Genomic DNA, 25466 nt, shown 5'->3' on the forward strand with positions numbered 1-25466 from the left:
CCTCTCCGGCGGCGTGTCCCGGCCTTTGGCACTGCGTGCCTGTGTATGGCATCCAGTGCCAGGGTAGGGGGTGAACAGGACGAAGTACACAGACGCGGTCGGATACCTTCGGGGTGTCGTCCCAGACGGACGGACCACGACGCCGAGGCGGAGGGGGTGGGCCCATGGCCGGGACGGGTGCGCGGGAGCGCGCCGAGGGACGGGCCGGCGCGGTGCGCGCCGACACGCGCGACGTGGTGCTCGCGGCGGTCCGGCTCTTCAGCGACGACGGTTTCGAGGCCACCACCATGGAGGGCATCGCCGCGGCCACGGGGGTCAGCCGCCGCAGCCTGTTCCGCCGGTTCGGCTCGAAGGAGGACATCCTCTTCGCCGAGCACGACGAACTCTTCTCGACCGTGGTCCGCTACCTGGAGGCGTCCCCGGACGATCCGCTGAGCTCGGTGTGCGCGGCCGCGCGGCTGGTCCTCCAGGGGTACCTGCGCGACCCGGAGATCACCGTCCCCCGGTACCGGCTCGTGCGCGCCCACCCGAGGCTGCGCGACCGCGAGGTGGCCATGACCGCCCGCTACCAGGCGGCGTTCACCCGGTACCTCGCCGCCGGTCGCGGGGAGGGGCACTCCCTGGAGGCCGGTGTGGTGGCCGCCGCACTGATCGCCGCGCACAACCACGTCCTGAGGTCGTGGCTGCGCGCCCCCGACCAGGACTCCGGGCGGGTGTGGGAGCGGTTCGACACCGCGACGGACCTGGTGCGCCGGACGGCGGAGACCGTGTTGGAGGCCGGAGGGCGGGGGGAGGACCCGGGCGGTGGGCGGGCGGCCGCGGCGCCGCCCGCGGGCGAGAGCGTGCTGGTCGCGGTCTACCCCAGCGACACCGGCCGCGACGAGCTGCTGCGCCGGATCACGGCGGCGGTGGGGGAGCCGCGCGCCACGTCGTGACCGGGGTGTCCACAGGGCGCTCCGGGGACTCCGCCACCAGGCGTACTCTGGACGGGGCCGGGAAGTAGCAGCGACGCGGGACGGGCAGCGGGAATGAGCGTGGATCAGGCGGGAACGACACGGCAGGAGGCCGAGGTCGCGCGGGAGGCCGGGCGTCGGCGGACGTTCGCGGTGATCTCGCACCCCGACGCCGGTAAGTCGACGCTGACCGAGGCGTTGGCGCTGCACGCGGCGGCGATCTCCTCGGCCGGTGCCGTGCACGGCAAGGGCGACCGCAGGGGGGTCACCTCGGACTGGATGCAGATGGAGCAGGACCGGGGGATCTCCATCACCTCGGCCGCTCTGCGCATCGACTACTCCGGTCAGGTGCTGAACCTGCTGGACACCCCCGGCCACGCCGACTTCTCCGAGGACACCTACCGGGTGCTGTCCGCGGTGGACTGCGCGATCATGCTGCTGGACTCGGCCAAGGGCCTGGAGCCGCAGACACTCAAGCTGTTCGACGTGTGCCGGGCCCGGAGGATGCCGGTCATCACGTTCGTCAACAAGTGGGACCGTCCCGGCCGCGAGCCGCTGGAGCTGCTGGACGAGATCGAGCAGCGGATCGGGCTGCGGCCGACCCCGTTGAACTGGCCGGTGGGCATCGCCGGTGACTTCCGCGGCCTGATCGACCGCGCCAGCGGTACCTACACGAAGATGACCCGCACCCCCGGCGGCGCGCAGAAGGCGATCGAGGAGACGCTGGAGGCGGACGAGGCGGCCCGGGTCGAGGGCACCGAGTGGGAGCAGGCCCGCGAGGAGATCGAGCTCCTGGAGGCCCTGGGCGCCGACTACGACGAGGCGTCCTTCCTGGCCGGGGAGTCCTCCCCGGTGCTGTTCGGCGCCGCGCTGCCCAACTTCGGGGTCGGCCAGCTGCTGGAGGCGGTCGTGGGCCTGGCGCCCGCCCCGGGGCCCAAGGCCGACGCCGGGGACGTGCCGCGCCCGGTGGACTCCCCCTTCTCCGGCCAGGTGTTCAAGATGCAGGCCAACATGGACAAGAACCACCGGGACCGGATGGCGTTCGTCCGGGTCTCCTCGGGGCGGTTCGAGCGCGGGATGGTGCTCACCCACGCCGCGACCGGGCGCCCGTTCGCCACCAAGTACACCCAGGCGGTGTTCGGGGCGGACCGGTCCACGATCGACACCGCCTACCCGGGTGACGTGATCGCGCTGGTCAACGCCCAGGCGCTGGCCGTGGGCGACACCCTCTACGACGGCACCAAGGTCACCTTCCCCGCGATCCCGAGCTTCGCCCCCGAGCACTTCGTGGTGGCGCGGGCGCAGGACGCGGGCAAGTACAAGCAGTTCCAGCGCGGGATCGCGCAACTGGACGCCGAGGGTGTGGTCCAGGTGCTCACCTCGGACGTACGCGGGGAGCAGGCTCCGGTGCTGGCGGCGGTGGGACCGCTCCAGTTCGACGTGGTCAAGCACCGCATGGAGCAGGAGTTCCGCTCACCGATCGAGACCTCGCCGCTCGACTACTCGGTGGCGCGGCGCACGGACGCCGAGTCCGCGCCCGAGCTGCACGCCCTGTCCGGGGCGGAGGTGCTGCGTCGGCGGGGTGACGGTGAACTGCTGGTGCTGGTGCACAACAAGTGGCGGCTGCGCGTGATCGAGCGTGACCACCCCGGACTGTGCATGGAGCCGCTGCTGGCCGGAGGCGTCGAGGAGGAGTAACCCGACTGTGACGAAAAAGCCGTCAGTCCAGGGTTTCACTTCTACGTTTTCGGGGCAATGACATCCCCCGCATTGGAGTGCCGACACGTCGGCGTCCGCGCGAATCGGGACCATCGGCCCGATGGCCGTGTCACGTGCTGTTTACCGAAGTTCTCACGTGCCCTCCGGTGCGGCTGTGAACTCACGTGCTCTCCGTACCACCCTCGAACACGTTCGGCGCGCCGGTGTGTGGCCAGAGTGACCACAGGGGTCGCGGGGGGCTTCGCAGAGGCCAAGATCACCGAACTGTCGGTGCCCCTCCCCGACCCGCGTGATCAGCGCGAAGGTACCCTGTGGGAAGGCCACTAGGGCGCGTACGGACACCCCGTCGCACCGGGCTTCGCGGCACCTGTCCACATCTGTGAAGGGTGTCCGGGGAGTACCGGTCGGGCGGGTGGCGGAGTGCTCAGGGGACCGGTACAGGAGGCCGGGCGCCATCGGGAGACCCCCGGTGTCGTCCACGACGCCTCAGGGCGATCACGGAGTAATCGACGGTCGGCAAAGTTTGTAAATCTTCACCGTGCGGTAATTCTGCCCCCGTGTGGGTATGTGTTGCATGTCACCTGTTCGTGAATCGGTGAAACTTATATGATTTTGCTTAACCGTCGTTTAACAAAACGGAACAATAACGAGTGAATCAAGAACGCGGCGGCTGACCGCCCCGCGTCTGAGCACCTCACGTATCCCCCGCCTGGAAAGGTTGACCTCGGGCATGAGCGAAGACGAGAAAGAGCGCACGGTGGAGCTCCACTACGAGGGCGGCGTGCTGAAGCTGCCGGTGTTCACCGGTACCGAGGGTGAGCGCACCATCGAGCTGAAGACCCTGCTGGGCTCGACCGGTATGACCACCCTGGATCCGGGGTTCGGCAACACCGCTTCGTGTAGCTCGAAGATCACCTACATCGACGGGGCCGCGGGCATCCTGCGCTACCGCGGGTACCCGATCGAGGACCTCGCCGTCGGCGCGACCTTCCTCGAGGTCGCCTACCTGGTGATCTACGGCGAGCTGCCGGAGGCCGGCCAGCTCAAGGAGTTCTCCGACAAGCTGCGCGAGAACGCCGACATCCCGGCCGACATGGGCACGCTGATCGACGCGATGCCCCGCAACGGCCACCCGATGTCGCTGCTGGCCAGCGCCGTCAACACCCTTGCGGCGTACTACGACGACAGCGTCGACCCCTCCGACGAGAACCAGGTGGAACTCGCCACGATCCGGCTGTTGGCCAAGCTGCCGACGATCGCGGCCCGCATCTACCGCAACTCCATCGGTGAGAAGCCGATCGCCCCGGACGACTCGCTCGACTACGTCGAGAACTTCATCCGGATGACCTTCGGCGACAACGCCCCCACCGGCAACCTCGGCGACCTGTTCAACAAGGCCGTCGGGATGCTGCTGGTCCTGCACGCGGACCACGAGCTGAACTGCTCCACCGCCACCGTGCGCGTGGTCGGCTCCTCCCAGGCCGACATCTTCGCCAGCGTCGCCTCGGGCATCAACGCCCTGTCCGGCCCCTCCCACGGCGGTGCCAACCAGGCCGTCCTGGAGATGCTGGAGGGGATCCGCGACTCGGGCACCAGCATCGAGGACTTCCTGGAGCGCGTGAAGGCCCGCGAGGTCCGCCTGATGGGCTTCGGCCACCGCGTGTACAAGAACTTCGACCCGCGGAGCAAGGAGATCAAGGTTCTGGCCAGCCAGATCCTCGACCACGACGACAACCCGGACGAACTGTTCAAGCTCGCCCTCAAGCTGGAGGCCGCCGCGCTCGCGGACTCCTACTTCACCGAGCGGAAGCTCTACCCGAACGTCGACTTCTACACCGGCGTCATCTACCGCACCATGGGCTTCCCGAACAACATGTTCACCGTGCTGTTCGCCCTGGGCCGCCTGCCCGGGTGGATCGCCCACTACCGCGAGCAGCTGCACGACCCGGCCTTCCGGATCGCGCGCCCGCGTCAGCACTACATCGGTTCCGCCGAGCGCCGCTACCCCGGCCAGGACTGATCCCGCGACACGCACCGCCCGCTCCCGTCCACCGGGGGCGGGCGTCGGCGTGTCCGGACCCGGCACGCGTTCCTGCCGTCCCTTGCCTGGCATTTTGCCCGCCGTCTGTCGTGGGGGAGCGGCCCCCGGGGAAGTTGCATCCGTAAGGCCCCGTGATCACGGGTGACCGCGAGGGGCTCGGGAGGCTGAAATGGTCCCGTACGCGTTGGCCGGCGACATGCTCGGAGAGATGAGCCGGAACTGGTGGGTGGTGGTCCTGCGCGGCGCCGCAGCCGTGCTCTTCGGGCTGCTCGCCCTGTTCTGGCCGGGGCTCACCTTGGTCGCCCTGGCCGTCGTCTTCGGTGTGTTCGCGCTCATCGACGGTGGCGCGCTGGGGGTGGCCGCCTTCCGGGCGACACCGGGCACCAGGGCGTCGACGGTCGTTCAGGCGGTCATCAGCGTCATCATGGGCCTCATCGCGCTGATCTGGCCCCTCGTCGCGGTTCTGGCGCTGGTGTTCGTCATCGGTGCCTGGGCGATCGTGACGGGTGTGGCCGAGATCGTCACCGCGGTCCGCCTGCGGGCGCACATCAGCTCGGAGTGGCTGCTCATCTTCGTCGGCGCGCTGTCGGTCGTGTTCGGCCTGCTGCTGTGGTTCTGGCCCCTGGAGGGCGCACAGGCCATCGTGCTCGTCGTGGGGGTCTACGCGATCATCTTCGGCGCGGTGCTCGCGGTGGCCGGCTTCCGGCTGCGCGGGGTCGCCGAGGCCTTCGCCCCGCCCGGAAACCATGTGCGGGGGGAACCCGGGGGGACGGAGCCGGACGGGGGCGAGGAGCCACCGGGGCCCGTCGCCACCTGACGGTGTCTGCCTGGGGCCTCCGCTGCGCTTCGGCCCGTGTTCGGGCGCTGCCGAGGGCAGGGTTCTTCCTTCTCGGCTTCGCCTGTCGCTCGTTCCTCGCTCGCGGCTCGCCTCGTTGTGCACAACCCTGTCGGCGCCCGAACGTCTGCCTGGGGCCTCCGCTGCGCTTCGGCCCGTGTTCGGGCGCTGGCGAGGGCAGGGGTTCTGCCCGCCCGTCGCCCGCCACCGCCCTCAACGGACGCCTGCGGCGCGGTTCAGGGGCCGCCGACGACGCGGGTGCCGAGACGGTCGACCTGGCTGCCGGGAACGACCAACGCGGCCTTCTCCTCCTGCCAGGCGAGGAAGTGCGGCGCCCGGCGGTGCGCTCGGAGCGCCTCCTCGTCGGCGAACACCTCATAGACCCAGAACACGTCCGGGTCCGCCGCGTCCCGGGAGACCTCGAACCGCAGGCACCCGGGCTCGTCCCGCAGCGCGGCGGCGGCGTTGCGCGAGATCCCGGCGAGGAAGTCCTCCCGGCACCCCGGCGACACACGGATCGAGATGACGAGCGTCACCGCACGGTCGGCCATGGTTCCTCCGAAGTTTCCGGCACTGGGGTTGGTGGCCCGAGGGTAGACCCCCGTGGCCGGTCGCGGCCGAACACCGGGACGCCCTTGTGGTTCGGGAGGGCGGCCGCCAGACTCGTATCTGGACACCGGGAGCACTGGGCCGTTCACGTGTATCGGACGTGGGCGCGTGACACGGGGAGTGATAGGGAAGGTGGGGAGCGCGCCAGGGGCACGGATGCCTCCGATGAGCTGGGAGGGCATCGACCACGCGCTCAACCGCGTGCGCGGTGAGGCCGACCGGATCACCCTCCAGCGCACCGACCTGGACGGCCACGTCGGCCACCGCCTGCTCAGGGAGGCGGACCTGGTCGGGCGCACCAGGCAGCGCTGGGAGCGGGCGGACGTGCGCGTCCGCAGCCTGTGGGCGGTGCACCCCCTCGTGCGGGACGTGGTCGAACGCGCCACCGACCTGCGCGCCTCGGGCGACCCCGACGCCCTGGACGAACTCACCCGCCTCCTCGGCGGCCCCTCGGTGGTGCTGCCACCCGCCGAGGCGGGCCCGGGCGCAGCCGGGGAACGGATCACCCTCGCGGAGGCCATCGCCCGGGTGACGGCCGACTACGAGGAGGTCACCGAGGCCATCTCGGCGGTCGAGACCGCCTGGGACGCGCTCCATCCCCGGCTCGGCGAGCTGGAGTCCATGTGGCACGAGATCTGCACGTACGCCGACATGGTCGGCCTCGGCGAGGACGAGAACGAGGACCTGCGCGCCGACCTCTTCCGGATCGGTGAGGTGATCCGCCGCGATCCACTGTCGCTCGTCGTCGACGGGCGTGTGGTCACCGCGGAGATGGAGCTCCTGCGCGGGCGGTTGGAACGCACCCGGGGCCAGCTCCGCGACGCCCTCCGCATGCGCGACTCCTACCAGGAGACGGTCGAACGCCTCCGTTCCGCCGTCGACGACGTCGAGAGGGTCGTCGAGCGGGCCCGCCGCCTGCGCACCCGTGTCGTCAGCAAGGTCTCCTCACCCGAGGTCCGCGACATCCCCGACCCGGTCCCCGGCCTGCGCTCGGCCGTGGCCGAGCTGGACCTCCTCCGCGCCGACGGACGCTGGCGCGACCTCGGCGCCCGTCTGGGCGAACTCCAGGGAGCCGTCCACCTCGCCGCCGACACCGCCCGCGACCGCGAGGTCGGGCTCACCCGCCTGTTGGAGTGCCGGGCCGAGCTGCGCGGCCGCCTGGACTCCTTCCGCGCCCTCGCCGTCCGGCTCGGTCTGGCCGGTGTCCCACGGCTCGCCGCGCTGCACGGCGCCGCGCACTGGGAACTGTGGTCGGTCCCCTGCGACCTGCGCGCCGCCACCGTCGCGCTGGCCTCCTACCGCGACGCGTTCGAGGAGGTGTCCGGGATCGACCTCCCCGATATCGGAACCCCCTCCGAGCTCGAAGAACCGGACGGTGGAAGTGAGGGCGGTGTGAGCACATGACGATCACGTGCACGGAGCCCGGCTGCGACGGCCGGGTCGAGGACGGCTCCTGCCGCACCTGCGGCGAGGAGCCGGTCGACGCACTCCACGCCAGGACCGAACAGGTCCTCCTGAACCCCCCGCACGCGACCCGGCCGACCCCGGGGACGCGGTCCCCCGGTCCCCCGCCGTATCCCCGCGTACCTCCTCCCCAGGGGGCGCCGACCGCCGGTCCGCCACCACCGGGCGCGGTCCCCGACGTTCCGGTGCCGCGTCCGACGCCGGGATCCGACGCCGCGGCACCTGCGCCGTCCGGCGGCACCACGGGTACCGGGAGAGTGCGCGGCGCGGGCGCGCAGTCGGTCCTGACCGGCCGCCGCTCCACGCGCGGCATGCTCGGCATGGGCATGGTCCAGGTGCCCATCGTCCCCTACCGGGACCCCGCCGAGGCGGTCATGACCGAGCCCGTCGTCGCCGAGAAGAACCGTTTCTGCGGGGTCTGCAACGAGCGCGTCGGTCGTTCCCGCGACGGTCGTCCCGGTCGGACCGAGGGGTACTGCCGCTGTTGCGGAACCCCCTTCTCCTTCACGCCCAAGCTCGCCCCCGGAGACCTGGTCGGCGGGCAGTACGAGGTGCTCGGCTGTATCGCGCACGGCGGACTCGGCTGGATCTACCTGGCCAGGGACCGCAACGTCAACGACCGCTGGGTCGTGCTCAAGGGGCTGCTCAACTCCGGGGACGCGGAGGCGCACAAGGCGGCCGCCGCCGAGCGCGCGTTCCTGTCGGAGGTCGAGCACCCCAACACCGTCAAGATCATCAACTTCTCCCAGCACCCCGATCCCGACACCGGCATCCCCTCCGGCCACATCGTCATGGAGTACGTCGGCGGCAAGACGCTGCGGCAGCTGCTGACCGAACGCGGCGAGCAGGGTGACGGCAACGGGGTCCTGCCCGTCGAACAGGTCATCGCCTACGGCCTGGAGAGCCTGCGCGCCCTCGGCTACCTGCACAGCAAGGGCCTCCTCTACTGCGACTTCAAGCCGGACAACGTCATGCAGAGCGAGGAGCAGATCAAGCTCATCGACCTGGGCGGCGTCCGGCGCAGTGACGACACCTCCAGCTCCGTCTACACCACCCCCGGCTACCGGGTGCCGGAGGAGGAATTGCGCTCGCCCGGTCCCTCGGTCGGCTCCGACCTCTACTCCGTGGGACGGAGCCTGGCCGTCCTCAGCTTCCGGTTCGACGCCAGACACGAGCACGCGCACACGCTCCCGCCGGCCGACACGGTGCCGCTGCTCAGGCGGCACGAGTCCTTCGACCGGCTGCTGCGCCGCAGCACACACGCCCAACCGGAGCACCGCTTCCGCGACGCCGACGAGATGTCCGTCCAGCTCACCGGTGTCCTGCGCGAGGTGCTCTCCGACAAGGACGGGGTGCCGCACCCGGCCCCCTCCAGCCTGTTCGGCGGGGAGAACACGGTCGGCGCAACCGAGGTCGGCGCGTTCGACGCCGACCGGCTGCTCACCCCGCCCCCGCCCGTCGAGGCCGCCGCGCTCCTGCCCAGGCCCGCCATCCACGACGACGACCCGGCGGCCCAGCACCTCCGGGGCTTCTCCTCCCTGACCGACGAGGAACTGATCCCCATCCTCCAGGGCATGGCCGCCCCCTCACCCGAGACCCTGCTCATGCTGTGCCGCGCGCTCATCACGGCGGGCCGCCACAGCGAGGCCATGGACGTCCTGAACCGCTTCAGTGAGAGGGTTCCCGGCGACTGGCGCACCAGGTGGTACCTCGCCGTCGCCGCGCTGAGCGACGGCCGCTTCGGTGAGGCCGGTGCGCACTTCGACCAGATCTACGACTACCTGCCGGGGGAGAGCGCCCCCAAACTCGGCCTGGCCGTCGCCAGTGAACGGGTCGGCGACCACGCGACCGCCGCCCGCCAGTACCGGACGGTGTGGAACACCGACCACTCGTTCGTCAGCGCCGCCTTCGGCCTGGCGCGGATCCGCCTCGCCCAGGGCGACCGGGGGGCGGCGATCGCGGTCCTGGACACCGTGCCCGAGCTGTCCAGCCGGTACGTGCACGCCCAGACCGCGCTCGTGGCCGTCCTGTCCGCCCGGCACCGCTCCAACGGAGCCAAGGAGTTCCTGGAGGCGGGCCAACGCCTGGAACGGCTCGGTCTGGACGGGGAGTCCACCGACCGGCTCGCCGCGCGGGTCCTGGAGAACGTCCTGGCCTGGCTCGGTGAGGGCGGCCGGGCCCCGGTGGACCGGGTGCTCCTGGGCGCGCCGCTCTCGGAGGACGGCGTGCGTGCCAATCTGGAGCGGCGCTACCGTACTCTGGCTCATCGCGCCGCCTCGGTGCGTGAACGCCACGAACTCGTGGACAAGGCCAACTCCCTACGCCCCGTGACGCTGCTGTGAGAATCGAAGGTACGTCGATGTCCAAGGTGCGGACCTGTCCTGCCTGCGCCGACAGAGTGACCGCTGGTGACAGCTTCTGCGAGGGGTGCGGCCGCACCCTCCCGAGCGACATCAGGGACGCTCCCGCCGAGAACCCCGACAGGGTGCCCACCGCACCCCAGGCGAGCATGTCGGGAGCGATCCCCGGCCCCCAGGACGGGGGACGCCCCGGTCTCACGCCCGAGGAGGGTGCGCCCACCGCTCCCCAGGTCAGCCTGTCCGGCGCGACCCGCCCGAGGTCCGACGACGGCGGACGCCCCGGCCTCACCCCCGAGGAGGGTGCGCCCACCGCCCCCCAGGTCAGCCTGTCCGGCGCCACGCGCCAGAAGTTCGACGACCGCGCCGACGCCCTGGCCACCCAGCCCCTACGGCGCGACGCCGTCCTTCCCGTCCGGGGGAGGGAGCGCCCCGGCCCCGCCGATCCCCGGGTCCCCGCCGGGACCTCCGGACCCCCCAGACCCGCGGGTCCACCCGAGCGGTCCGCCCCGGCCGCGCCGGAGTGGCCGCCGCCCGCCAGCGGCAGCGTCCCGGTCACCCCCACCAACCCCGCCCTCTGCACGTGGTGCCCGGGCCGGGTGCGTGACGGGTACTGCACGACGTGCGGGCTGCTCCAGCCCACCGGGCGCGACCACGTGGAGATCTCCACCCAGAGCGCCGCGGGCGTCAGCGACCGCGGGCTCCGGCACAAACGCAACGAGGACGCCATGGCGGTCCGCGTCCTGCCCGCCGACGACCCCCACGCGCCCGGCGCGGTCGTCGTCGTGGTCTGCGACGGCGTGTCCACCTCGCCCCGGCCCGACGAGGCCTCCCGGGTGACCGCCGAGGCCGGTGTCGCCGTCCTCACCGAGCGCATGCGCCAGGGAGCCGACCCCCGCGAGGCCACCGGCGCGGCGATGACCCGCGCCGCCCGCGCCGTGGCCGCGATCGCCGAGTCGCCCCGCTCCGCGCCCGCCTGCACGTTCGTCTCCGCGGTCGTGCGCCCCGACACCGGCACCGTCACCGTCGGGTGGGTCGGCGACAGCCGCGCCTACTGGCTGTCCGGCGGCCCCGCCGCCAGCGCGTCCGCCCTCCTCACCAGGGACGACTCCTGGAGCGAGGCCATGGTGCAGATGGGCATGCTGTCCCGGGACGAGGCGATGCGCTCGGCCAACGCGCACGCCCTCGTCGCCTGGATGGGTGCCGACTCCGGTGAGGTCGACGCGCACGTCTGTACCATCACCCCCACCGGGCCCGGTGCCGTCGTGCTCTGCACCGACGGCCTGTGGAACTACTACCCGGAGGCCGCCGACCTCACCGCCGCCGTCCCCGGTGCCGGAACCGCTCCCCTGGAGGCCGCCCGCAGGTACGTCGACCTCGCCCTCGAGGCCGGAGGCAGGGACAACGTCACCGTGGTGGTCGTACCGGTGTCCGCAGGACAGGGGGGACCCCGTGCCGGACAGGTCTGACCACCCCGACAGACCCTCCCGCCGCGCCCAGGCCCCATCCTGCGACGCCCCGGGCGCCGGGTAGGAGGGACCATGCCGAGCTGTCCCTCCGGCCACAGGTCCGTCACGGCCGATGTCTGCGACGTCTGCGGCCTGCGGCTGCACCCGACCCTGCCGACCTCGCCCCACCGGCCGCATCCCGCGGAGCCCCACCTCGCCGCGGCGCCACCGTCCCCCGGGTCCGTGATCGAACCCCGGGGCGGCCCGTGCCCGGCCTGCTCCACGTCCCGCACCGGCCGCTTCTGCGAGGAGTGCGGGTTCGACTTCGCCTCGCGTTCCGGGGGCCGCCGAGGCCGTCCCGGACACGAGGACCCCGACCACGGGGTCCCGTGGATCGCGATCGTGACCGCCGACCCCGCCTACTACCAGTACCTGGCCGACCAGGGCAGACTCGACCCCTCCCAGCTCCCCTTCCCCGCACACCACCGGCAGCGCCGCGTCACGCTCCAGGGCGAGCGCGTGCACATCGGTCGGCACAGCGCCAGACGGGGGTTCACCCCCGAGATCGACCTCGGCGGCCCCGGCGGGGACCCCGCCATCTCCCGCGTCCACGCCATCCTGCTCCCCGCGTCGGGTGGGACCTGGGCGGTCCTCGATCCGGGGTCGGTCAACGGCACGACGATCAACGGGGCCCTCAACCCCATCCCCCGCAACGTGGAGGTTCCCCTGAATGACAGTGACCGGATCTACGTCGGCGCGTGGACTGCCATCACCGTGCAGAAGGGGTGAGCCCCGGTGACCGACCGCGCCACGGGGAGCCCGCCCCGGTCCGGGCGCCGCCGGTTCCGGCCCAACTCCACCCCGGCCCGGGTGTGGACGTTGACGGTGGTGTGCGTCGTCGCCGTGGCGGGGCTGTTCGCCTCCGCGCACACCACCCTCGGCCAGGCCCGGTCCGGGCTCGACGTGCTCGGCCGTGACGCGGGTCCGCGCGCCATGGCCACCACCGACCTGTACCTGGCCCTGGCCGACATGGACGCGCGCATGGCCGACGTCCTGCTCATGGGGACCGACCACGGGCTGGGGTCCGGGCGGGCCGACGCCCTGGACCGCTTCGAGGCCAGCCGGCGCCAGGCCAACGAGGCCCTGCTCCACGCCGCCTCGCTCACCGAGGGCGACAGTGTGGAGGAGCGCACCGTCCAGGCGCTCCTGGACGGGATGGGCTCCTACGAGCGGCTCGCCTCCCGCGCCCGCCTGCTCAACGACGAGGCGCAGGCGCCGCCGGGGAGGGTGGACGACGAGGCGCTGGAGGAGTACCGGCGGGCCACCCAGCTGATGCACACGGAGTTGCTGCCCAAGGCGTTCAACCTGGGACTGGACTCCTCCGCGATCGTCCGGGAGAACCACGAGGAGGGGCAGCGCTCGGTCGCGCAGGGGATGCTGACGGTCGGCGCGGTCGGCGCGGCCGCGATCGCGGCGCTGGTCGCGCTCCAGCTCTACCTGCGCGTGCGCTTCCGCCGCCGCCTCAACATCCCCCTCCTGGCCGCGACCGCGGGGGTCCTCGTCCTGACCGTCGGCGTCGTCGTCACGCTCGAACTCAGCAACGGACACCAGCGCGCCGCCAAGGAGGAGGGGCTGGACGCGGCGATGGCGCTGGCGCGGGCCGGGGCGATCGCCACCGACATGCAGGCCGACCAGAGCCGCTTCCTCGGCGACCCCGAGCTGGCCGACAACTACCAGCAGGTCTACCTGGAGCGCGCCCAGCAGGTGCTGTTCCGGCCCGCCGAGAACCTGGACCAGTACTACGCGGCGGTCGACGAGGTCGCCGAGGCCTACCCCGAACTCCCGGGGGCGCAGGACCCCGACGACGATGACCCGGGCACCCTCGGGTACCTCGGCGAGCGTGCGCAGGGGGCACTGCTGCCCGGGCAGGAGGACGCGCTCGCCGAGGTGCTGGAGACCTACGACCGGCTGCACGCGGCCGACCGCGACCTGCGCGCCGCCGCCCGCGACGGCGACCTGGCCACCGCCGTCGAGACCCGCATGGCGGTCGCCGACTCCCGCGACGGCACCTTCCCGGCCTACGTCGCCGCGCTGGACGGACTGACCGACCTGCACCGGGAGGTCTTCGTCGAGGGCATCGCGCGCGGTGACTCGGTGCTGTCCCCGTGGCGGGCGGGGCTTCCGGTGTTCACCCTGGCCGTGCTCGTCCTGATCGCGCTCGGGGTCCGTCCCCGGCTGGCCGAGTACCGCTGACGACCGAGAGAGGAACGGGCCGATGAGGTTGCGACAGCGCCCCGCCGCGGTGGCGGCCGCCCTGGTGCTGGGGTTGTCCGCGTGCTCCGAGGCACTGGGCGAGGACGCCTCGGTGCTCGACGCGGAGTCGATCACCGTGGGCGTCAAGTACGACCAGCCCGGCACCGGTCTGCGGGGCCCCGGCGGCGAGCTGACCGGTTTCGACGTGGACGTCGCCCACTACCTGGCCGAGCGCCTGGGCTTTCCCGCCGACCGTGTGGAGCTGGTGGGGGTCACCTCCGCCGAACGCGAGGACATGCTCATCAGCGGTGAGGTGGACATGGTCGTGGCGACCTACTCCATCACCCAGGCCCGCAAGGCCGAGGTGACCTTCGGCGGGCCGTACTACGTGGCCCAGCAGGACCTGCTCGTCCGGGCCGAGGACACCGACATCGGTGACGTGCGCGACCTGGAGGGGCTCCGTCTGTGCCAGGGGATGGGGTCGAACTCGGCGCGGCGGATCACCGAGGGGCTCGGAATCCGGGTCGAGCAGACGGACGCCCCCAGTTACGGCGCGTGCGCCGACGCCCTGCGCGAGGGGGAGGTGGACGCGATGTCCACGGACAACCTGATCCTCGCGGGTTTCCTCGCCCAGACCCCGGACACCTTCCGTCTGGTCAACAACCCGTTCACCGAGGAGAAGTACGGCGTCGGGCTGCCGCACGGCGACGTGCGCGCGTGCGAGGCGGTCAACAAGGCGATCACCGAGATGTACCAGGACGGAACCGCCGCCCGGCTGCTGGAGACGTGGTTCGGCGAGACCGGCCTGGACCTCGTCACGAGCGTTCCGCAGTTCGAGGGCTGTCCCTGAGGGTGAGTGGATCGTCACAGGACGATGGCGGATACTGGGCCGGGTGCAGGGCCGTACGGTGACCGGAGGGGAGTCGTTGCGTTGACCATCGTCGAGTTCCTCAACGCGCGTCTGGACGAGGACGAGCGCGCGTCGAGGGCCGTCCCCGCGGGAGCCCGCGGCCGGGACCGGGCGCTGGCCGAGGTGGCGGCCAAGCGCATGATCGTGGAGGGGTACACCAGGGCCCACACCGCCAGCATGCGCACCCTCGAACCCGGGCCCGTCCCGTCGGCCGGGGGCGGCGGCGACCCGTGGTCGGAACTGCTCGCCTGGCGCCGGGCGGTGAAGTACCTGGCCACCGTGTACCGGAACCACCCCCAGTACGACCGGTCCTGGGAGGAGTGAGGACGGGGCGATGGGACGGCCCCTAACGCCACGGGTCGAGGGCGAGCTTGCCGCGGGTCCGGCCCGCCGCCAGCTCCCGCAGCACCGCGGGTCCCTCGGCCAGGGGACGCACCTCCGGGGTGCCGGGCGGGTACACACCGTTGGCGATGAGCGCCTCGATCTCGGTGAGCAGCGATCGGTACAGTGACGGGGCCTCGGCCGCCAGCGCGCCGATGTGCAGGCCCCTGACCTGGACCCGGTGCCTGAACACCAGGTCGTGCGTGGTCAGGGCGGCGTCGCCGGACGCGGCGCCGAACACCACGACCCGCCCGGTGAAGGGTTTGGTGACCGACAGGCTGGCCTCGAACGTGGCCCGTCCCACGGACTCCAGGACCAGGTCGACGCCACCGGTCAGGCGGGTGATCTCGGCGGCCAGATCGGGGCGCGCGCCGTCCAGGACCTCGTCGGCGCCGAGCGCCCTGACGGTGTCGTGCTTGGCCGGTGAGGCCGTGGCGATCACGCGGGCGCCGTAGTGGCGGGCGAGGCGGACCGCGGCCTGCCCCACGCCCCCGGCAGCGGCGTGGACGAGGACCGTGTCACCGGCCCCGGCCCCGCCCACCGTCGTCAGCGCGGCCAGCGCGGTCGCCCAGTTCAGCACCATGCCGAGCGCCTCGGCGTCGCTCCAGCCGGAGGGGACGGGGAGCACACCCGCCGCCGGCATCGTCATGTGCTCCGCGAAGGCCCCCGGACCGGTCCCGACGACGCGGGTGCCGGGTGGGAGCGGGCTCCGGACGTTTGGTCCGACGCCCACGATCTCCCCGGCGGCCTCGAAACCCGCCACGTACGGCGCCCGCGGGCCGTCCCCGTAGGCGCCGCGGGCCTGCATGACGTCGGCGAAGTTGACCCCGGCGGCGCCGACGCGGACGAGGTACTCACCGGGGCCCGGGGCGGGGCGGCGGTGGTCGGTGGTGAGGACCAGGTCCTCCGGACCCCGGTGCGACCGCTGGACCAGTGCCCGCCCCGTGTGCTCATGCGTGTGTCGCTGCTCGTCGATCTCCATACACCGGAAGGTAGGACCCTCACACTTGCGTCAGGGTCAAGCGGCGGTCATCGGCCGGAGCGGTGGGCCTCGCGCAGATAGGCGTCCAGGGCCGCCCGCTGGTCGCTGAGGACGGTGATACGGGCGTCGAGCCGGTCGCGGTGCCGCCGCACCTCGTCCAGGAACTCCGCGCACGACACGCCCGCGTCGGCGCCGGGTTCGTCGGCGAGTCCGGGCAGCACCTCCCTGACCAGCCGCACCGGCAGCCCGGACTCCAGCAGCGAGCGGATGACGAGGACCCGGTCGATGGTGGAGCGGCAGTAGTCCCGGTACCCGTTGCCGTGGCGGCCGGGGACGATGAGTCCCTCGTCCTCGTAGTACCGCAACGACCTCACGCTCACGCCGCTGGCCCTGGATGCCTCACCGATCCTCATATCCGGAGGCAACGTCCGTGCGCCGCCCGCTCTTCCGGCGGATCACCGTCCCCGACGGGAGGTCCAGCAGAGCCTCCACCACCCGGTCGAGGTCCCGGCCGGACACGTCCGGCTCCGGGAACACCGCCGGGAAGCGGCCCTCCAGGTGGGCCGACCACCCGGTCACCAGTCCGGCGCGCGCCGCGCCGCCCACGTCCCACCCGTGCGCGGTGACCAGGCCGAGTCCGCCCGGCTCGACCCCCAACTCCCGCGCCGTCGCGAGGTAGGGCGCCGCGGCCGGTTTCCAGGCGCCCGCCGACGCGCCGCCGAACACCCCGTCGACCAGGTCGAGCAGCCCCGCCCGCTCCAGCAGCTCCCGGGTCGGGCGCTCGTCGCCGTTGGCGAGGGTCACCACCCGCAGGCCCGCCTCGCGCGCCGCGGTCAGGGCCGCCGCGGCCTCGCGCCGGGGTTCGAGCCGCGACATCCCCTCGATGACGGCGTCCTCCGCCGCCGGGGCGATCTGGTGCCCCGTGATGTCCCTGAGCGACCCCCGGGCCACGTCCTCGAACGAGCGGTGGCCGCCCAGGAGGGCCAGGGCGAAGGCGTCACGCAGCACGTGGTCGCTCCAGCGCGTCATGAGGACGCGGGGGATCCCCGCCTCGCGGAACCGCCACTCCAGCGGGCCCAGCGGGAACAGGGTGTCGAGGACGTCGAAGGCGAGGGCGACGGGGCGAGATGGCATCTGCTCTGCTCCTACCGGGGGAGGGGACGCTGAACACCGTCCTACCCGCAGAACCCGCAGCTGTGCTTGCTTTGGGCCTCCGCTTCGCTTTGGCCCGTGTTCGGGCGCCCCGAAGGCAGGGATGCCTCGTCCTCGTCCTCGCCTGCCGCTCGTTCCCCGCCCGCGGCTCGACTCGTCTTGCGGCACCCTGCCGGCGCCCGAACCGTCACACCAGGGGAACCGGCCCCGCGGCGCCCAGGGAGGGGATCTGTTCGGCGGCCCACGGGCTGATCGCCCACGGGGACCGCGTGGCGAGCGCCACCAGGTCGGGCCACTCCACCCACGCGTACTCGGCCACCTCGTCGGGATCGGGAGAGGGCTCCCCGGCCGTGCGGGCCCAGAACACCGGGCAGAACTCGTTCTCCACGATCCCCTCCGCCGACACCGCGCGGTAGCGGAACTCCGGGAGCGCGGGCCGGACCTCCGTCAGCTCCAGACCCAGCTCCTGGCCGACCCGGCGCCGTACGGCCTCCTCCATCCCCTCGTCCGGTCCCGGGTGGCCGCAGCAGCTGTTGGTCCACACACCCGGCCACGTGGTCTTGGCCAGCGCGCGCCTGGTGACCAGGACACGACCGTCGGGCCCCAGGACGTAGCAGGAGAAGGCCAGGTGCAGCGGGGTGTCCGCGCCGTGCACGGTGGCCTTGTCGGCCACACCCACGGCCCGGTGTCCTTCGTCGAGCAGGACCACGAGTTCGGGCGTGCCGCCCGTGTCCTCGGCCCGCACGTCACTGGTCGCTCTGTTCACGTCTTTCCTCTCGTCCCACGGCACCCGCTCACCTCCATGGTCGCCCCCGTCCCACACCGGATCGTTCCCCGCCCGGTCCCCGGGTGCGCATATGGTTCCTTTTGGCCCCACTCCTGGGGCAGTGGAGGACAGCGGTGGAGTCAGCGGTGACGGAAGACGTGACGGAGACGACGCAGGCCGGAGTCGACCCGGAGCACCTGCGCGTGTGTCTGGACGTGCTCGAACAGGTGGAGCGGCTGCCCACGGACCACCCGGACTCGCTGGTACTGCAACGGGCCTCCGCCAAGCTCTTCAAGATCGTGAAGGAGCAGCGGCGGCGCGCCCGCCGTGCCGCGGTGAAGGCGCACGACGACGCCGTGCTCGCGGCGACCGCCACCGCCGCCCCGGACCGGATCGACGACGAGACCAACGGCCGTGCCCTGACCAGCGGAGCCGAGGGGGCTCTGGCCGGTGTGCTCAGGAAGGCCCGGCCCTGCTACGTGTGCAAGGAGAAGTACACGCGGGTCGACGCCTTCTACCACCAGCTGTGCCCCGCGTGCGCGGACCTGAACCGGGAGCGCCGCAACGCGCGCACCGACCTGACCGGGCGGCGCGCCCTGCTCACCGGCGGCCGCGCCAAGATCGGCATGTACATCGCGCTGCGTCTGCTGCGCGACGGTGCGCACACCACCGTCACCACCCGGTTCCCCAAGGACGCCGTCCGCCGGTTCTCCGCGATGCCGGACAGCGACCGGTGGCTGCACCGGCTCCGCGTGGTCGGCGTCGACCTGCGCGACCCCGCCCAGGTCCTGCGGCTGGCCGACAGCGTGGCCGAGCAGGGGCCGCTGGACGTCCTCATCAACAACGCGGCGCAGACGGTGCGGCGCTCGCCGGGCTCCTACGGTCCGCTCATCGCGGCCGAGGCCGAACCCCTCACCGGGGAGGGCCTGCCCGAGCCGCTGGTCCTGGGGGGAGTGCGGTCCCGCGCCCTGGAGGGTGCGCAGGACCGGGAGGCGGACCTCCAGGTCGCCCCGCACGCGCTCACGCCGGAGATGCTCACCTCGCTGGCCCTGACCACCGGTTCGGCCTCGATGGAGCGGGTGCGGGCGGGCAACGCCATCGACGCCGGGGGGCTGGTGCCGGACCTGGCCCCCGTCAACAGCTGGACGCGGAAGGTCGGCGCGGTCGACCCCGTCGAGATGCTCGAGGTGCAGCTGTGCAACGTGAGCGCCCCGTTCATGCTCGTCGACCGGCTGCGCCCCGCGCTGGCGGCCTCCCCCGCGCGGCGTACCTACGTCGTCAACGTGTCCGCCATGGAGGGCGTCTTCGGCCGCGGTTACAAGGGTGCGGGCCACCCCCACACCAACATGGCCAAGGCCGCGCTCAACATGCTCACGCGGACCAGCGCCCAGGAGCTGCTGGAGTCCGACGGCATCCTCATGACCAGCGTCGACACGGGCTGGATCACCGACGAGCGGCCGCACCCGGACAAGGAGCGGATCGCCGACGCCGGGTTCCACGCGCCGCTGGACCTGGAGGACGGGGCGGCCCGCGTGTACGACCCCATCGTCCGCGGCGAGCTCGGCGAGGACCTGTACGGCTGCTTCCTGAAGGACTACGCGCCCGCCCAGTGGTAGGAGCGTCAGGGGAACGGCCGTCCGCGTTCCGGGTGAACTCACGGATCAGGAGAGTGCGCGGCGGAGATCCTTCATCAGCAGTACGAGGTGCATCGGATCGCTCGGGCTCCGCTCGAACTGAGCGAGGCCGAGGTGGAACCGTCGTGCTGATTCGCTCTCGCAGTGGATGAGGAGAGCGCGGACACCGATCGTTTCGGAAGCCACCGCGACCCGACGCAGCGCATCGACGACGAGGGCCTTGCCGAGCCCCGTCCCCTGGACACGGATGTCGACTCCCAGCCGGGTCAGGATGACGACGGGCTGGTGGTACCTGCCAGCTCCGCGCAGGAGCCGGCTGGGAGCCACGGAGGGAGCGATGCTTGCGGCGGCCAGGGCGTAGTAGCCGACCACCGGGCGATCCGTCCCCGAGCCTTCGTCGCCTACGACATAGACGCGCGACCCACCGGAGCGGTGCGCTTGGAGCGCATGTTCGGTCAGCCAGTCGGATCGGGCGTGTGATCCGCAGTCGAAGTCGGCGGTCGTGTGGTGCGCCGTGAGCGGCTCGACCGGTCCGAACCTCGGTTTCACGTGTCGTCCTCATGGCGCTGAGAGCTGTTCTCGTCGAGCACGGTGGGTCCGGCCAGTAGCTCTCGCAACCCAGGGATGTCGCGGGCGGGGCGCTCCAAGGCCGAGTCGAAGGCGGCCCACTCCTGTTCGTTCAACGTGAAGACACGTCGGTCCGCCAGTATGTTCGCCGCTGCTTCGGTGGCCGCACCGAGGACGAAGGCCGAGACCGTGTTGCCCGAGGCGGTGCTCGCGGCCTCAAGCAGAGCCTTCTGCTGGTCGTCGACTCTCAGGTGGATTCTCTCTGCCTTCATGGTGGTAGTCGTACCCCAGATCGTACGCACAATGTGTGTACGCGTCGGCGTTTTCGTCAAACGGCGACGTACTCCTCGCCGGACCTGGAGGACGGGTCGGCCCGCGTGTACGACCCCATCGTCCGCGGCGAGCTCGGCGAGGACCTGTGCGGCCGCTTCCTGAAGGACGACGCGCCCGCCGCCTGGTAGGTCTAGTCCACATGGCCGCCGCGGTAGGCCCAGGCGGCGATCTCGACCCGGTTGCGCGCCCCCAGCTTGTTCTGGACGCTCGCCAGGTGCGTCTTGACCGTGCTCACCGTGACGTGCAGCTCCGCGGCCACCTCGGTGTTGGTCAGCCCGCGCGCGACCGCGCGCACGGTGTCCAGCTCCCGGCCGGTCAACCCGGCCGTGTCCCTCCGCGGGCGCGGGCCCGTCTCGGCGAAGTGCCGCAGCAGCCGGACGGTGATCCGCGGGGAGACCATGGCGTCGCCCCGGGCAGCCGCGCGCACCGCCTCGATCAGCAGTGCCGGCCCCGCGTCCTTGAGCAGGAACCCGACGGCCCCGCCGGTCAGCGCCGCGTGGACGTACTCGTCCAGGTCGAACGTGGTCACCACGACCACGCGCAGCGGGTCGGCCACCCCCGGCCCGGCCAGTCGCCGGGTGGCCTCCAGGCCGTCCACCCCCGGCATGCGGATGTCCATGAGCGTCACGTCCGGGCGCAGGTCCCGCGCCAGCCGCACCGCCTCGACCCCGTCGCCCGCCTCGCCCACGACCTCGATGTCGTCCTCGGCGTCCAGCATGTAGCGGAACCCGGTCCGCACCATCTGCTGGTCGTCGGCGAGCAGTACCCGAATCGTCACGCGTCCTCGTCTCCGTTCCGGCCGTCCGCCCTTCCTCCGGGCAGCGGCAACCACGCCCGTACCACCCACCCCCGGGCCTGTCCCAGCGGTCCGGCGGTCAGTTCCCCGCCGACCAGTCTGGCCCGCTCGGCCATGCCGACCAGACCGTAGCCGCCGCCCACGGGGACCGCGCCGCCGTGCCCGTCGTCGTGCACGCGCAGGCGCACACCGTCGTCGAGGACCTCCACGACCACGCTCACCCGCTCGGCGCCGCGCGCGTAGCGCAGCGCGTTGGTCACCGACTCCTGGGCGATCCGCAGGACCGCCGTTCCGGCGGCGGGCGGTAGGCCGCCCAGGTCACCGCTGACGTGCACACAGACCTCGGGGCGCCCGGGGCGCGCGGGGGCGGCCAGCCGGGTGAGCGCCTCCGCGGGGTTGGGCGCGAGGGGGGCCTCGTGGGGGTCACGCAGGCGGGAGACCAGGCCGCGCATGGACTCCAGTGCGCGCGTGCCCGCGGCCTCGATCTCCGGGAGCGCCGCGCGTACCCTCTCGGGGTCGCGTTCGGCGACGTGCCGCAGCGCCTGCACCTGGACCACGATCCCGGTGACCTCGTGCGCGACCACGTCGTGCAGGTCGCGGGCGAGGGACAGCCGCTCGTGGGCCCGGACCGCCTCGACCTGGGCCGTGTGCCGGGCCTTCCGCCACCGCATGTACAGCCCGGGGGCCAGGCCCGCCCCGACGGTCACCAGGAAGAGGGAGAGCTGGTTCGACCAGTACGGTTCCCGCAGGTACTCGGACAGGAGGGCCGCGTACGCCGCCACCGAGACGGCGCCGATCTGCCACACCCGGCAGCGCAGCGCCACCAGGGCCAGCAGGAGCAGCAGGCCGAGGACCTCGGACAGGTGGAAGGCGTAGCCGAACTCGCCCTTGGGCGGGGACCACAGGGCCGCGGACACCGCCGTCACCGCCAGGGCGCCGCCCAGACCGAGGAACGCGGTCGCGGTCGCCCGGGTGCGCGGTAGGAGCCCGACCAGGCAGAGGAGGACGAGCACGGTTCCGGACGCCAGCGGCAGGACGTAGAGGGTCGTGTCGGGCGGACCGGCCCAGTCCCCGGGGACGTGGAAGGACCGGACGGTGCCGACGAGGTCGAGTGACCAGGCCAGGAGCAACAGGGCCGCCGCGGCCCACGCGACGGGTCTGGGCAGTCCGCCGTCGACGTGTGAGAGGTGTCCGGTGATGCGGGCGAACGCCCTGTTCAGCGCCATGGTGATCAGGCTAGGCCGCATGGTGTCCCCTCGGCCTCGACCGAAAGGAGGAGACGGTGTGCCGCGGGGGTCGGCGGATCGGTCGATGTGCGCCGGGAGGTTCGGGGGCGAGGGTTGACGGGTGCCCACCAAGGAGGGGAAACCGTGACCGAAGTCCATGCCCGCCCCGAGCCCCAGGCGCCGCCCGCTCCCCGGGTGGCCTTCCTCGACGTCGCCCGGGGGCTCGCGATGATCGGTGTCGTCATGATGAACGTGACGGCCGTCGTGTTCGCCGCCGAGCGCGTCGGAGCCGTGCCGGTGTCCGCGCTCACCAGCGTCGTCGACACCGGTGCCACACTCCTGATGTCGGGCAAGGCCAGGGCCATGCTCATGGTGCTGCTCGGCGTGGGCACCGTGTTCGCGTGGCGCGGCGCTACCCGGCGCGGACAGCGGCCCATGGCGGTGATGCTCCGCCGGTACGCCGTGCTCGGCCTGCTCTTCGGCGTACCGCACCTGCTCGTGTTCGACGGCGACATCCTCACCCACTACGCGATCACCGCGATCGTCCTGGCCCCGCTGATGCCGCTCCTGCTGGCCGGGGCCCGGTACCGTCCGCTCGTCGCCGCCGTCGCCCTGTTCGCGGTGGCGCCCGGGGTGGAGCTGCTGGTGCCGAGGGGCGGGGAGTGGATCCTGGTCGCCCTGGTGCCGCAGACCCTCGCGTTCTTCTGCGTCGGCGTGTGGTTGGCCCGCCGCCCCGAGCTCGCTCCGGGGAACCGGGGTGGGCCCTCCCGGCTGCCGGTCCGGATGGTCTGGTCGGGGCTCGCGGGCCAGGCGGTCGGTCTGGCCACCATGTTCGCCGCCGACCTGCTGTTCCCGATGGAGGTGGACGCCGACGGCGTCCCCGTCCACCTGGGGGCCGACGGTATGCCGGTCACGCACCCGGGCTCGGACGCGCTCGGCTCCCTGGGCGGCTCCCTCTCGGGGATCGGCGGTGCCCTGTTCTACCTGGGGCTGGTCTGGTGGCTGGTCGGCCGGGGGCGCGCCGCCTCGCGGGTCCTGGGCGCGTTCGCCCCGCTGGGCCGGATGACGCTGACCGTGTACCTGGGCAGTACGGCCGTGTTCCTCCTGTCCATGTCCCCCTTCGAGGGCGGGATCACCCTCCTCGGCCAGTACGCGATCGCCACCGCCTACTTCGTCCTCATGGCCGTCGTCGCCCGGCTCTGGACGCGCCGGTTCCGACTCGGCCCGCTGGAGTGGGTCTGGCGCAGTCTCACCCACCTCCGGCCGATGCCGATGCGGTAGGGCGCCGACGGGGCTCCTCACACGGCCACCGCGCCGTCGGGCGTCCGTCGGCGGTGGTGGCGGGCGAGGACGGGGGCTCCTCGTCCTCGGGGCGTTCGCACCCGGGCCGAGGCGGAGCACAGGCCCGGGAGGGCACCGCTCAGCCGCCCGCCACCGAGGGCAGGAGCCGGACGTCGGCCCCGTCGGGGACCGGCGCCTCCAGGCCGCCGATGCCCCGGCACTCGTCCCCGTCGACGAACACGTTCACGTACCGGCGGAGCGCGCCCCGCTCGTCGCGGATCCGCCGGTCCAGACCCGGGTGCCGGTCGGCCAGGGCGTCCAGCACTCCCCGCAACCCGGTGCCGTCGGCGACCACGACCGGGACGTGGGCGGCGCCCTCCGCGTCGGCCCGCAGCAGACCCGGCAGGTGGACGGTCACGCGCATCTCACACCTCCACGGCGCGCACGCACAGGACGTCGGGCAGGTGGGCGGCCACCTGGTGCCAGCGGTCCCCGTCGTCCGTGGCGGCGTAGACGTCGCCCGTCCGGGTGCCGAAGTAGAACCCCGGTACGTCCGCGCCGTCCGTGCAGGCCGCGTCGCGCAGGACGATCCCGAAGTAGGGGCCCTGCGGCAGGCCCTCGGTGAACGGACGCCAGCCGTCGCCGCCGTCGTCCGTCCGGTAGACGCCCAGGCGGTTGCCGGGCGGCAGGTGCACCTCCTGGCTGAGCACCGGGAAGGTGAGCGCGGTGTCCGGCCGACCCGGGTGCGCGACCACGGCGAACCCGAAGTTGGAGGGCAGGCCCCCCTCGATGGACGTCCACCCCTGCCCGGCGGGGTCGGCGCTGCGGTAGACCCCGTGGTGGTTCTGGAGGTAGAGGACCCCGTCCGGCGCGGCCGCGACCTTGTGCACGCACTGGCCGAACTCGGGTTCCTCGTCCGGGAGGAACACGGCCGAGACGCCCTTGTTGGCGGGTGCCCAGGTCGCCCCGGCGTCGCGGGTCTGGTAGACGCCGCCGGTGGACATGGCGACGGTCATCGCCTCCGGGGAGCGCCCGCCGGAGCCCAGCAGTCCCGGCAGGATGGTGTGGATCGCGCCACCGCCCGCGCCGGGGAACCAGTCCGTGCGGTGGGGGTGGTCCCAGAGGGGGCGCACCAGTGTGAAACTCAGCCCTCCGTCCGTCGACCGGAAGAGGGCGTGCGGCTCGACCCCCGCGTACACCGTGTCGGGCTCGGAGCCGAAGGCGAACTGCCAGACGCGGGTGAACGAGGCGTCGGTGTCCTCGGGGAAGGCGATGGGGGCGGTGTCCGGTTCGTGCCACGACGCTCCGTTGTCGTCGCTGTACCAGACACTCGGGCCGAAGTGCGAGCTCTCGGCCCCGGCGAGGATGCGGCCGGAGCGGGGGTCGACCCCGACGGCGTACACCGAGCTCATACTCGCGTAGTCGGCCGAGTCGAGCCGGTGGGGGCCGGTCACCTCCCAGGTCCGCCGATCCTCGCTCCCCGCGGTGAAGAGCCCCTTGCGCGTGCCGATGACCAGGAGGTACGCCATAACCAACTCCAGGGTGTGAGCCAGGTCTCCCACTGTGGCACAGGGTGGTGTCATTCGGCGGGAGGCCGTGCGAACTGTCGCACACCACTACGGTTAGGAGACTTAACCATTATGTTGGGCGTAGAATTTCGGTCGCCTGGCAGAATGGCCTGTCAGCTGGTGGCATAACCTTCGTGAGTGGGGAACCACATTCCACGTCGGCGTCGGCCGGCGTCCGGAAGGCGGTTGTC

At 72.5% G+C, this 25466-nt stretch carries 24 protein-coding genes and 1 pseudogene; 14 read left to right on the top strand and 11 right to left on the bottom strand.

Going from position 1 to position 25466, the window contains the following annotated elements:
• The first annotated feature begins 164 nt into the window (after positions 1-164).
• From ACTVAJ_RS28325 to ACTVAJ_RS28340, 4 genes and pseudogenes are all read left to right on the top strand, one after another.
• Positions 165-935, top strand: coding sequence for a TetR/AcrR family transcriptional regulator (locus tag ACTVAJ_RS28325; RefSeq protein WP_470391348.1), 771 nt, complete (start codon positions 165-167; stop codon positions 933-935).
• A gap of 93 nt (positions 936-1028) precedes the next feature.
• On the top strand, positions 1029-2651 hold the full coding sequence (locus ACTVAJ_RS28330) for a peptide chain release factor 3 (RefSeq protein ID WP_470391349.1): 1623 nt from the start codon (positions 1029-1031) through the stop codon (positions 2649-2651).
• A gap of 751 nt (positions 2652-3402) precedes the next feature.
• Positions 3403-4692, top strand: a complete 1290-nt coding sequence (locus ACTVAJ_RS28335) for a citrate synthase (RefSeq protein ID WP_470391350.1) — start codon at positions 3403-3405, stop codon at positions 4690-4692.
• Between the two features lie 190 nt (positions 4693-4882).
• Positions 4883-5509: pseudogene (locus ACTVAJ_RS28340) on the top strand (HdeD family acid-resistance protein); the annotation flags it as partial.
• 275 nt (positions 5510-5784) lie between these two features.
• On the opposite strand, the gene ACTVAJ_RS28345 reads toward ACTVAJ_RS28340, so the two are convergent.
• Complete coding sequence (locus tag ACTVAJ_RS28345) at positions 5785-6099, bottom strand: putative quinol monooxygenase (protein ID WP_470391351.1); 315 nt, start codon at positions 6097-6099, stop codon at positions 5785-5787.
• Between the two features lie 223 nt (positions 6100-6322).
• On the opposite strand from ACTVAJ_RS28345, the gene ACTVAJ_RS28350 reads away from it, so the two are divergent.
• The 7 genes from ACTVAJ_RS28350 to ACTVAJ_RS28380 all read left to right on the top strand — a co-directional run bounded on the left by ACTVAJ_RS28350 (position 6323) and on the right by ACTVAJ_RS28380 (position 14913).
• A complete protein-coding gene (locus ACTVAJ_RS28350) occupies positions 6323-7561 on the top strand; it encodes a hypothetical protein (RefSeq protein ID WP_470391383.1) in 1239 nt (412 codons plus the stop codon).
• On the top strand, positions 7558-9963 hold the full coding sequence (locus ACTVAJ_RS28355; RefSeq protein WP_470391352.1) for a serine/threonine-protein kinase: 2406 nt from the start codon (positions 7558-7560) through the stop codon (positions 9961-9963). Before ACTVAJ_RS28350 ends, ACTVAJ_RS28355 begins: the two co-directional genes overlap by 4 nt.
• A gap of 17 nt (positions 9964-9980) precedes the next feature.
• Positions 9981-11447 (top strand): PP2C family protein-serine/threonine phosphatase, encoded by a 1467-nt coding sequence (locus ACTVAJ_RS28360; RefSeq protein ID WP_470391353.1) that lies wholly within the window; start codon positions 9981-9983, stop codon positions 11445-11447.
• A gap of 72 nt (positions 11448-11519) precedes the next feature.
• Complete coding sequence (locus tag ACTVAJ_RS28365; RefSeq protein ID WP_470391354.1) at positions 11520-12215, top strand: FHA domain-containing protein; 696 nt, start codon at positions 11520-11522, stop codon at positions 12213-12215.
• Between the two features lie 6 nt (positions 12216-12221).
• Complete coding sequence (locus tag ACTVAJ_RS28370; protein ID WP_470391355.1) at positions 12222-13679, top strand: hypothetical protein; 1458 nt, start codon at positions 12222-12224, stop codon at positions 13677-13679.
• A 22-nt stretch (positions 13680-13701) separates the two neighbouring features.
• Positions 13702-14529, top strand: coding sequence for a glutamate ABC transporter substrate-binding protein (locus ACTVAJ_RS28375; RefSeq protein ID WP_470391356.1), 828 nt, complete (start codon positions 13702-13704; stop codon positions 14527-14529).
• Between the two features lie 81 nt (positions 14530-14610).
• Positions 14611-14913, top strand: coding sequence for a DUF6221 family protein (locus ACTVAJ_RS28380; RefSeq protein WP_470391357.1), 303 nt, complete (start codon positions 14611-14613; stop codon positions 14911-14913).
• A 22-nt stretch (positions 14914-14935) separates the two neighbouring features.
• Here the strand turns inward: ACTVAJ_RS28380 and ACTVAJ_RS28385 are convergent, their stop codons facing one another.
• The 4 genes from ACTVAJ_RS28385 to idi form a co-directional block, all read right to left on the bottom strand.
• Positions 14936-15952, bottom strand: coding sequence for an NADPH:quinone oxidoreductase family protein (locus tag ACTVAJ_RS28385; RefSeq protein WP_470391358.1), 1017 nt, complete (start codon positions 15950-15952; stop codon positions 14936-14938).
• Positions 15953-15999: 47 nt separating this feature from the next.
• Complete coding sequence (locus ACTVAJ_RS28390) at positions 16000-16332, bottom strand: MerR family transcriptional regulator (protein WP_470391359.1); 333 nt, start codon at positions 16330-16332, stop codon at positions 16000-16002.
• A 19-nt stretch (positions 16333-16351) separates the two neighbouring features.
• On the bottom strand, positions 16352-17086 hold the full coding sequence (locus tag ACTVAJ_RS28395; protein ID WP_470391360.1) for an HAD family hydrolase: 735 nt from the start codon (positions 17084-17086) through the stop codon (positions 16352-16354).
• A gap of 205 nt (positions 17087-17291) precedes the next feature.
• A complete protein-coding gene (gene idi, locus ACTVAJ_RS28400; RefSeq protein ID WP_470391361.1) occupies positions 17292-17870 on the bottom strand; it encodes an isopentenyl-diphosphate Delta-isomerase in 579 nt (192 codons plus the stop codon).
• A 146-nt stretch (positions 17871-18016) separates the two neighbouring features.
• Between idi and ACTVAJ_RS28405 the strand changes: the two genes are divergently transcribed.
• Positions 18017-19486, top strand: coding sequence for an SDR family NAD(P)-dependent oxidoreductase (locus ACTVAJ_RS28405; protein WP_470391362.1), 1470 nt, complete (start codon positions 18017-18019; stop codon positions 19484-19486).
• 45 nt (positions 19487-19531) lie between these two features.
• Here ACTVAJ_RS28405 and ACTVAJ_RS28410 read toward each other — a convergent pair whose 3' ends face one another.
• Complete coding sequence (locus ACTVAJ_RS28410; protein WP_470391363.1) at positions 19532-20053, bottom strand: GNAT family N-acetyltransferase; 522 nt, start codon at positions 20051-20053, stop codon at positions 19532-19534.
• Entirely contained in the window at positions 20050-20343 is a 294-nt protein-coding gene (locus tag ACTVAJ_RS28415; RefSeq protein ID WP_470391364.1) for a type II toxin-antitoxin system TacA family antitoxin, read from the bottom strand. The genes ACTVAJ_RS28410 and ACTVAJ_RS28415 overlap by 4 nt, the downstream gene beginning before the upstream one ends.
• Before the next feature lie 33 nt (positions 20344-20376).
• Between ACTVAJ_RS28415 and ACTVAJ_RS28420 the strand changes: the two genes are divergently transcribed.
• The gene (locus ACTVAJ_RS28420) at positions 20377-20532 is read left to right on the top strand and encodes a hypothetical protein (protein WP_470391384.1); all 156 of its coding nucleotides are present in this window, start codon (positions 20377-20379) and stop codon (positions 20530-20532) included.
• Positions 20533-20534: 2 nt separating this feature from the next.
• Here the strand turns inward: ACTVAJ_RS28420 and ACTVAJ_RS28425 are convergent, their stop codons facing one another.
• Positions 20535-21182: a response regulator gene (locus tag ACTVAJ_RS28425; RefSeq protein ID WP_470391365.1), complete on the bottom strand. Its 648-nt coding sequence runs from the start codon at positions 21180-21182 to the stop codon at positions 20535-20537.
• Positions 21179-22426: a sensor histidine kinase gene (locus ACTVAJ_RS28430; protein WP_470391366.1), complete on the bottom strand. Its 1248-nt coding sequence runs from the start codon at positions 22424-22426 to the stop codon at positions 21179-21181. Before ACTVAJ_RS28430 ends, ACTVAJ_RS28425 begins: the two co-directional genes overlap by 4 nt.
• Before the next feature lie 144 nt (positions 22427-22570).
• On the opposite strand from ACTVAJ_RS28430, the gene ACTVAJ_RS28435 reads away from it, so the two are divergent.
• Positions 22571-23707: a DUF418 domain-containing protein gene (locus tag ACTVAJ_RS28435; protein WP_470391367.1), complete on the top strand. Its 1137-nt coding sequence runs from the start codon at positions 22571-22573 to the stop codon at positions 23705-23707.
• Between the two features lie 139 nt (positions 23708-23846).
• Here the strand turns inward: ACTVAJ_RS28435 and ACTVAJ_RS28440 are convergent, their stop codons facing one another.
• The gene (locus ACTVAJ_RS28440) at positions 23847-24131 is read right to left on the bottom strand and encodes a MoaD/ThiS family protein (RefSeq protein WP_470391368.1); all 285 of its coding nucleotides are present in this window, start codon (positions 24129-24131) and stop codon (positions 23847-23849) included.
• A 1-nt stretch (position 24132) separates the two neighbouring features.
• The gene (locus ACTVAJ_RS28445; RefSeq protein WP_470391369.1) at positions 24133-25236 is read right to left on the bottom strand and encodes a WD40/YVTN/BNR-like repeat-containing protein; all 1104 of its coding nucleotides are present in this window, start codon (positions 25234-25236) and stop codon (positions 24133-24135) included.
• Positions 25237-25466 lie beyond the last annotated feature (230 nt).

It is taken from the genome of Nocardiopsis sp. KDC1DS13DA1 (assembly GCF_055632325.1).

What these genes read in the sequence shown, in the direction of transcription:
- ACTVAJ_RS28365 (WP_470391354.1), top strand. Translation starts at nt 11,520, where the DNA reads ATGCCGAGCTGTCCCTCCGGCCACAGGTCCGTCACGGCCGATGTCTGC.
- ACTVAJ_RS28440 (WP_470391368.1), bottom strand. Translation starts at nt 24,131, where the DNA reads ATGCGCGTGACCGTCCACCTGCCGGGTCTGCTGCGGGCCGACGCGGAG.
- ACTVAJ_RS28345 (WP_470391351.1), bottom strand. Translation starts at nt 6,099, where the DNA reads ATGGCCGACCGTGCGGTGACGCTCGTCATCTCGATCCGTGTGTCGCCG.
- ACTVAJ_RS28325 (WP_470391348.1), top strand. Translation starts at nt 165, where the DNA reads ATGGCCGGGACGGGTGCGCGGGAGCGCGCCGAGGGACGGGCCGGCGCG.
- ACTVAJ_RS28430 (WP_470391366.1), bottom strand. Translation starts at nt 22,426, where the DNA reads ATGGCGCTGAACAGGGCGTTCGCCCGCATCACCGGACACCTCTCACAC.
- ACTVAJ_RS28335 (WP_470391350.1), top strand. Translation starts at nt 3,403, where the DNA reads ATGAGCGAAGACGAGAAAGAGCGCACGGTGGAGCTCCACTACGAGGGC.
- ACTVAJ_RS28385 (WP_470391358.1), bottom strand. Translation starts at nt 15,952, where the DNA reads ATGGAGATCGACGAGCAGCGACACACGCATGAGCACACGGGGCGGGCA.
- ACTVAJ_RS28445 (WP_470391369.1), bottom strand. Translation starts at nt 25,236, where the DNA reads ATGGCGTACCTCCTGGTCATCGGCACGCGCAAGGGGCTCTTCACCGCG.
- ACTVAJ_RS28350 (WP_470391383.1), top strand. Translation starts at nt 6,323, where the DNA reads ATGAGCTGGGAGGGCATCGACCACGCGCTCAACCGCGTGCGCGGTGAG.
- ACTVAJ_RS28395 (WP_470391360.1), bottom strand. Translation starts at nt 17,086, where the DNA reads ATGCCATCTCGCCCCGTCGCCCTCGCCTTCGACGTCCTCGACACCCTG.
- ACTVAJ_RS28375 (WP_470391356.1), top strand. Translation starts at nt 13,702, where the DNA reads ATGAGGTTGCGACAGCGCCCCGCCGCGGTGGCGGCCGCCCTGGTGCTG.
- ACTVAJ_RS28355 (WP_470391352.1), top strand. Translation starts at nt 7,558, where the DNA reads ATGACGATCACGTGCACGGAGCCCGGCTGCGACGGCCGGGTCGAGGAC.
- ACTVAJ_RS28330 (WP_470391349.1), top strand. Translation starts at nt 1,029, where the DNA reads ATGAGCGTGGATCAGGCGGGAACGACACGGCAGGAGGCCGAGGTCGCG.
- ACTVAJ_RS28360 (WP_470391353.1), top strand. Translation starts at nt 9,981, where the DNA reads ATGTCCAAGGTGCGGACCTGTCCTGCCTGCGCCGACAGAGTGACCGCT.
- ACTVAJ_RS28415 (WP_470391364.1), bottom strand. Translation starts at nt 20,343, where the DNA reads ATGAAGGCAGAGAGAATCCACCTGAGAGTCGACGACCAGCAGAAGGCT.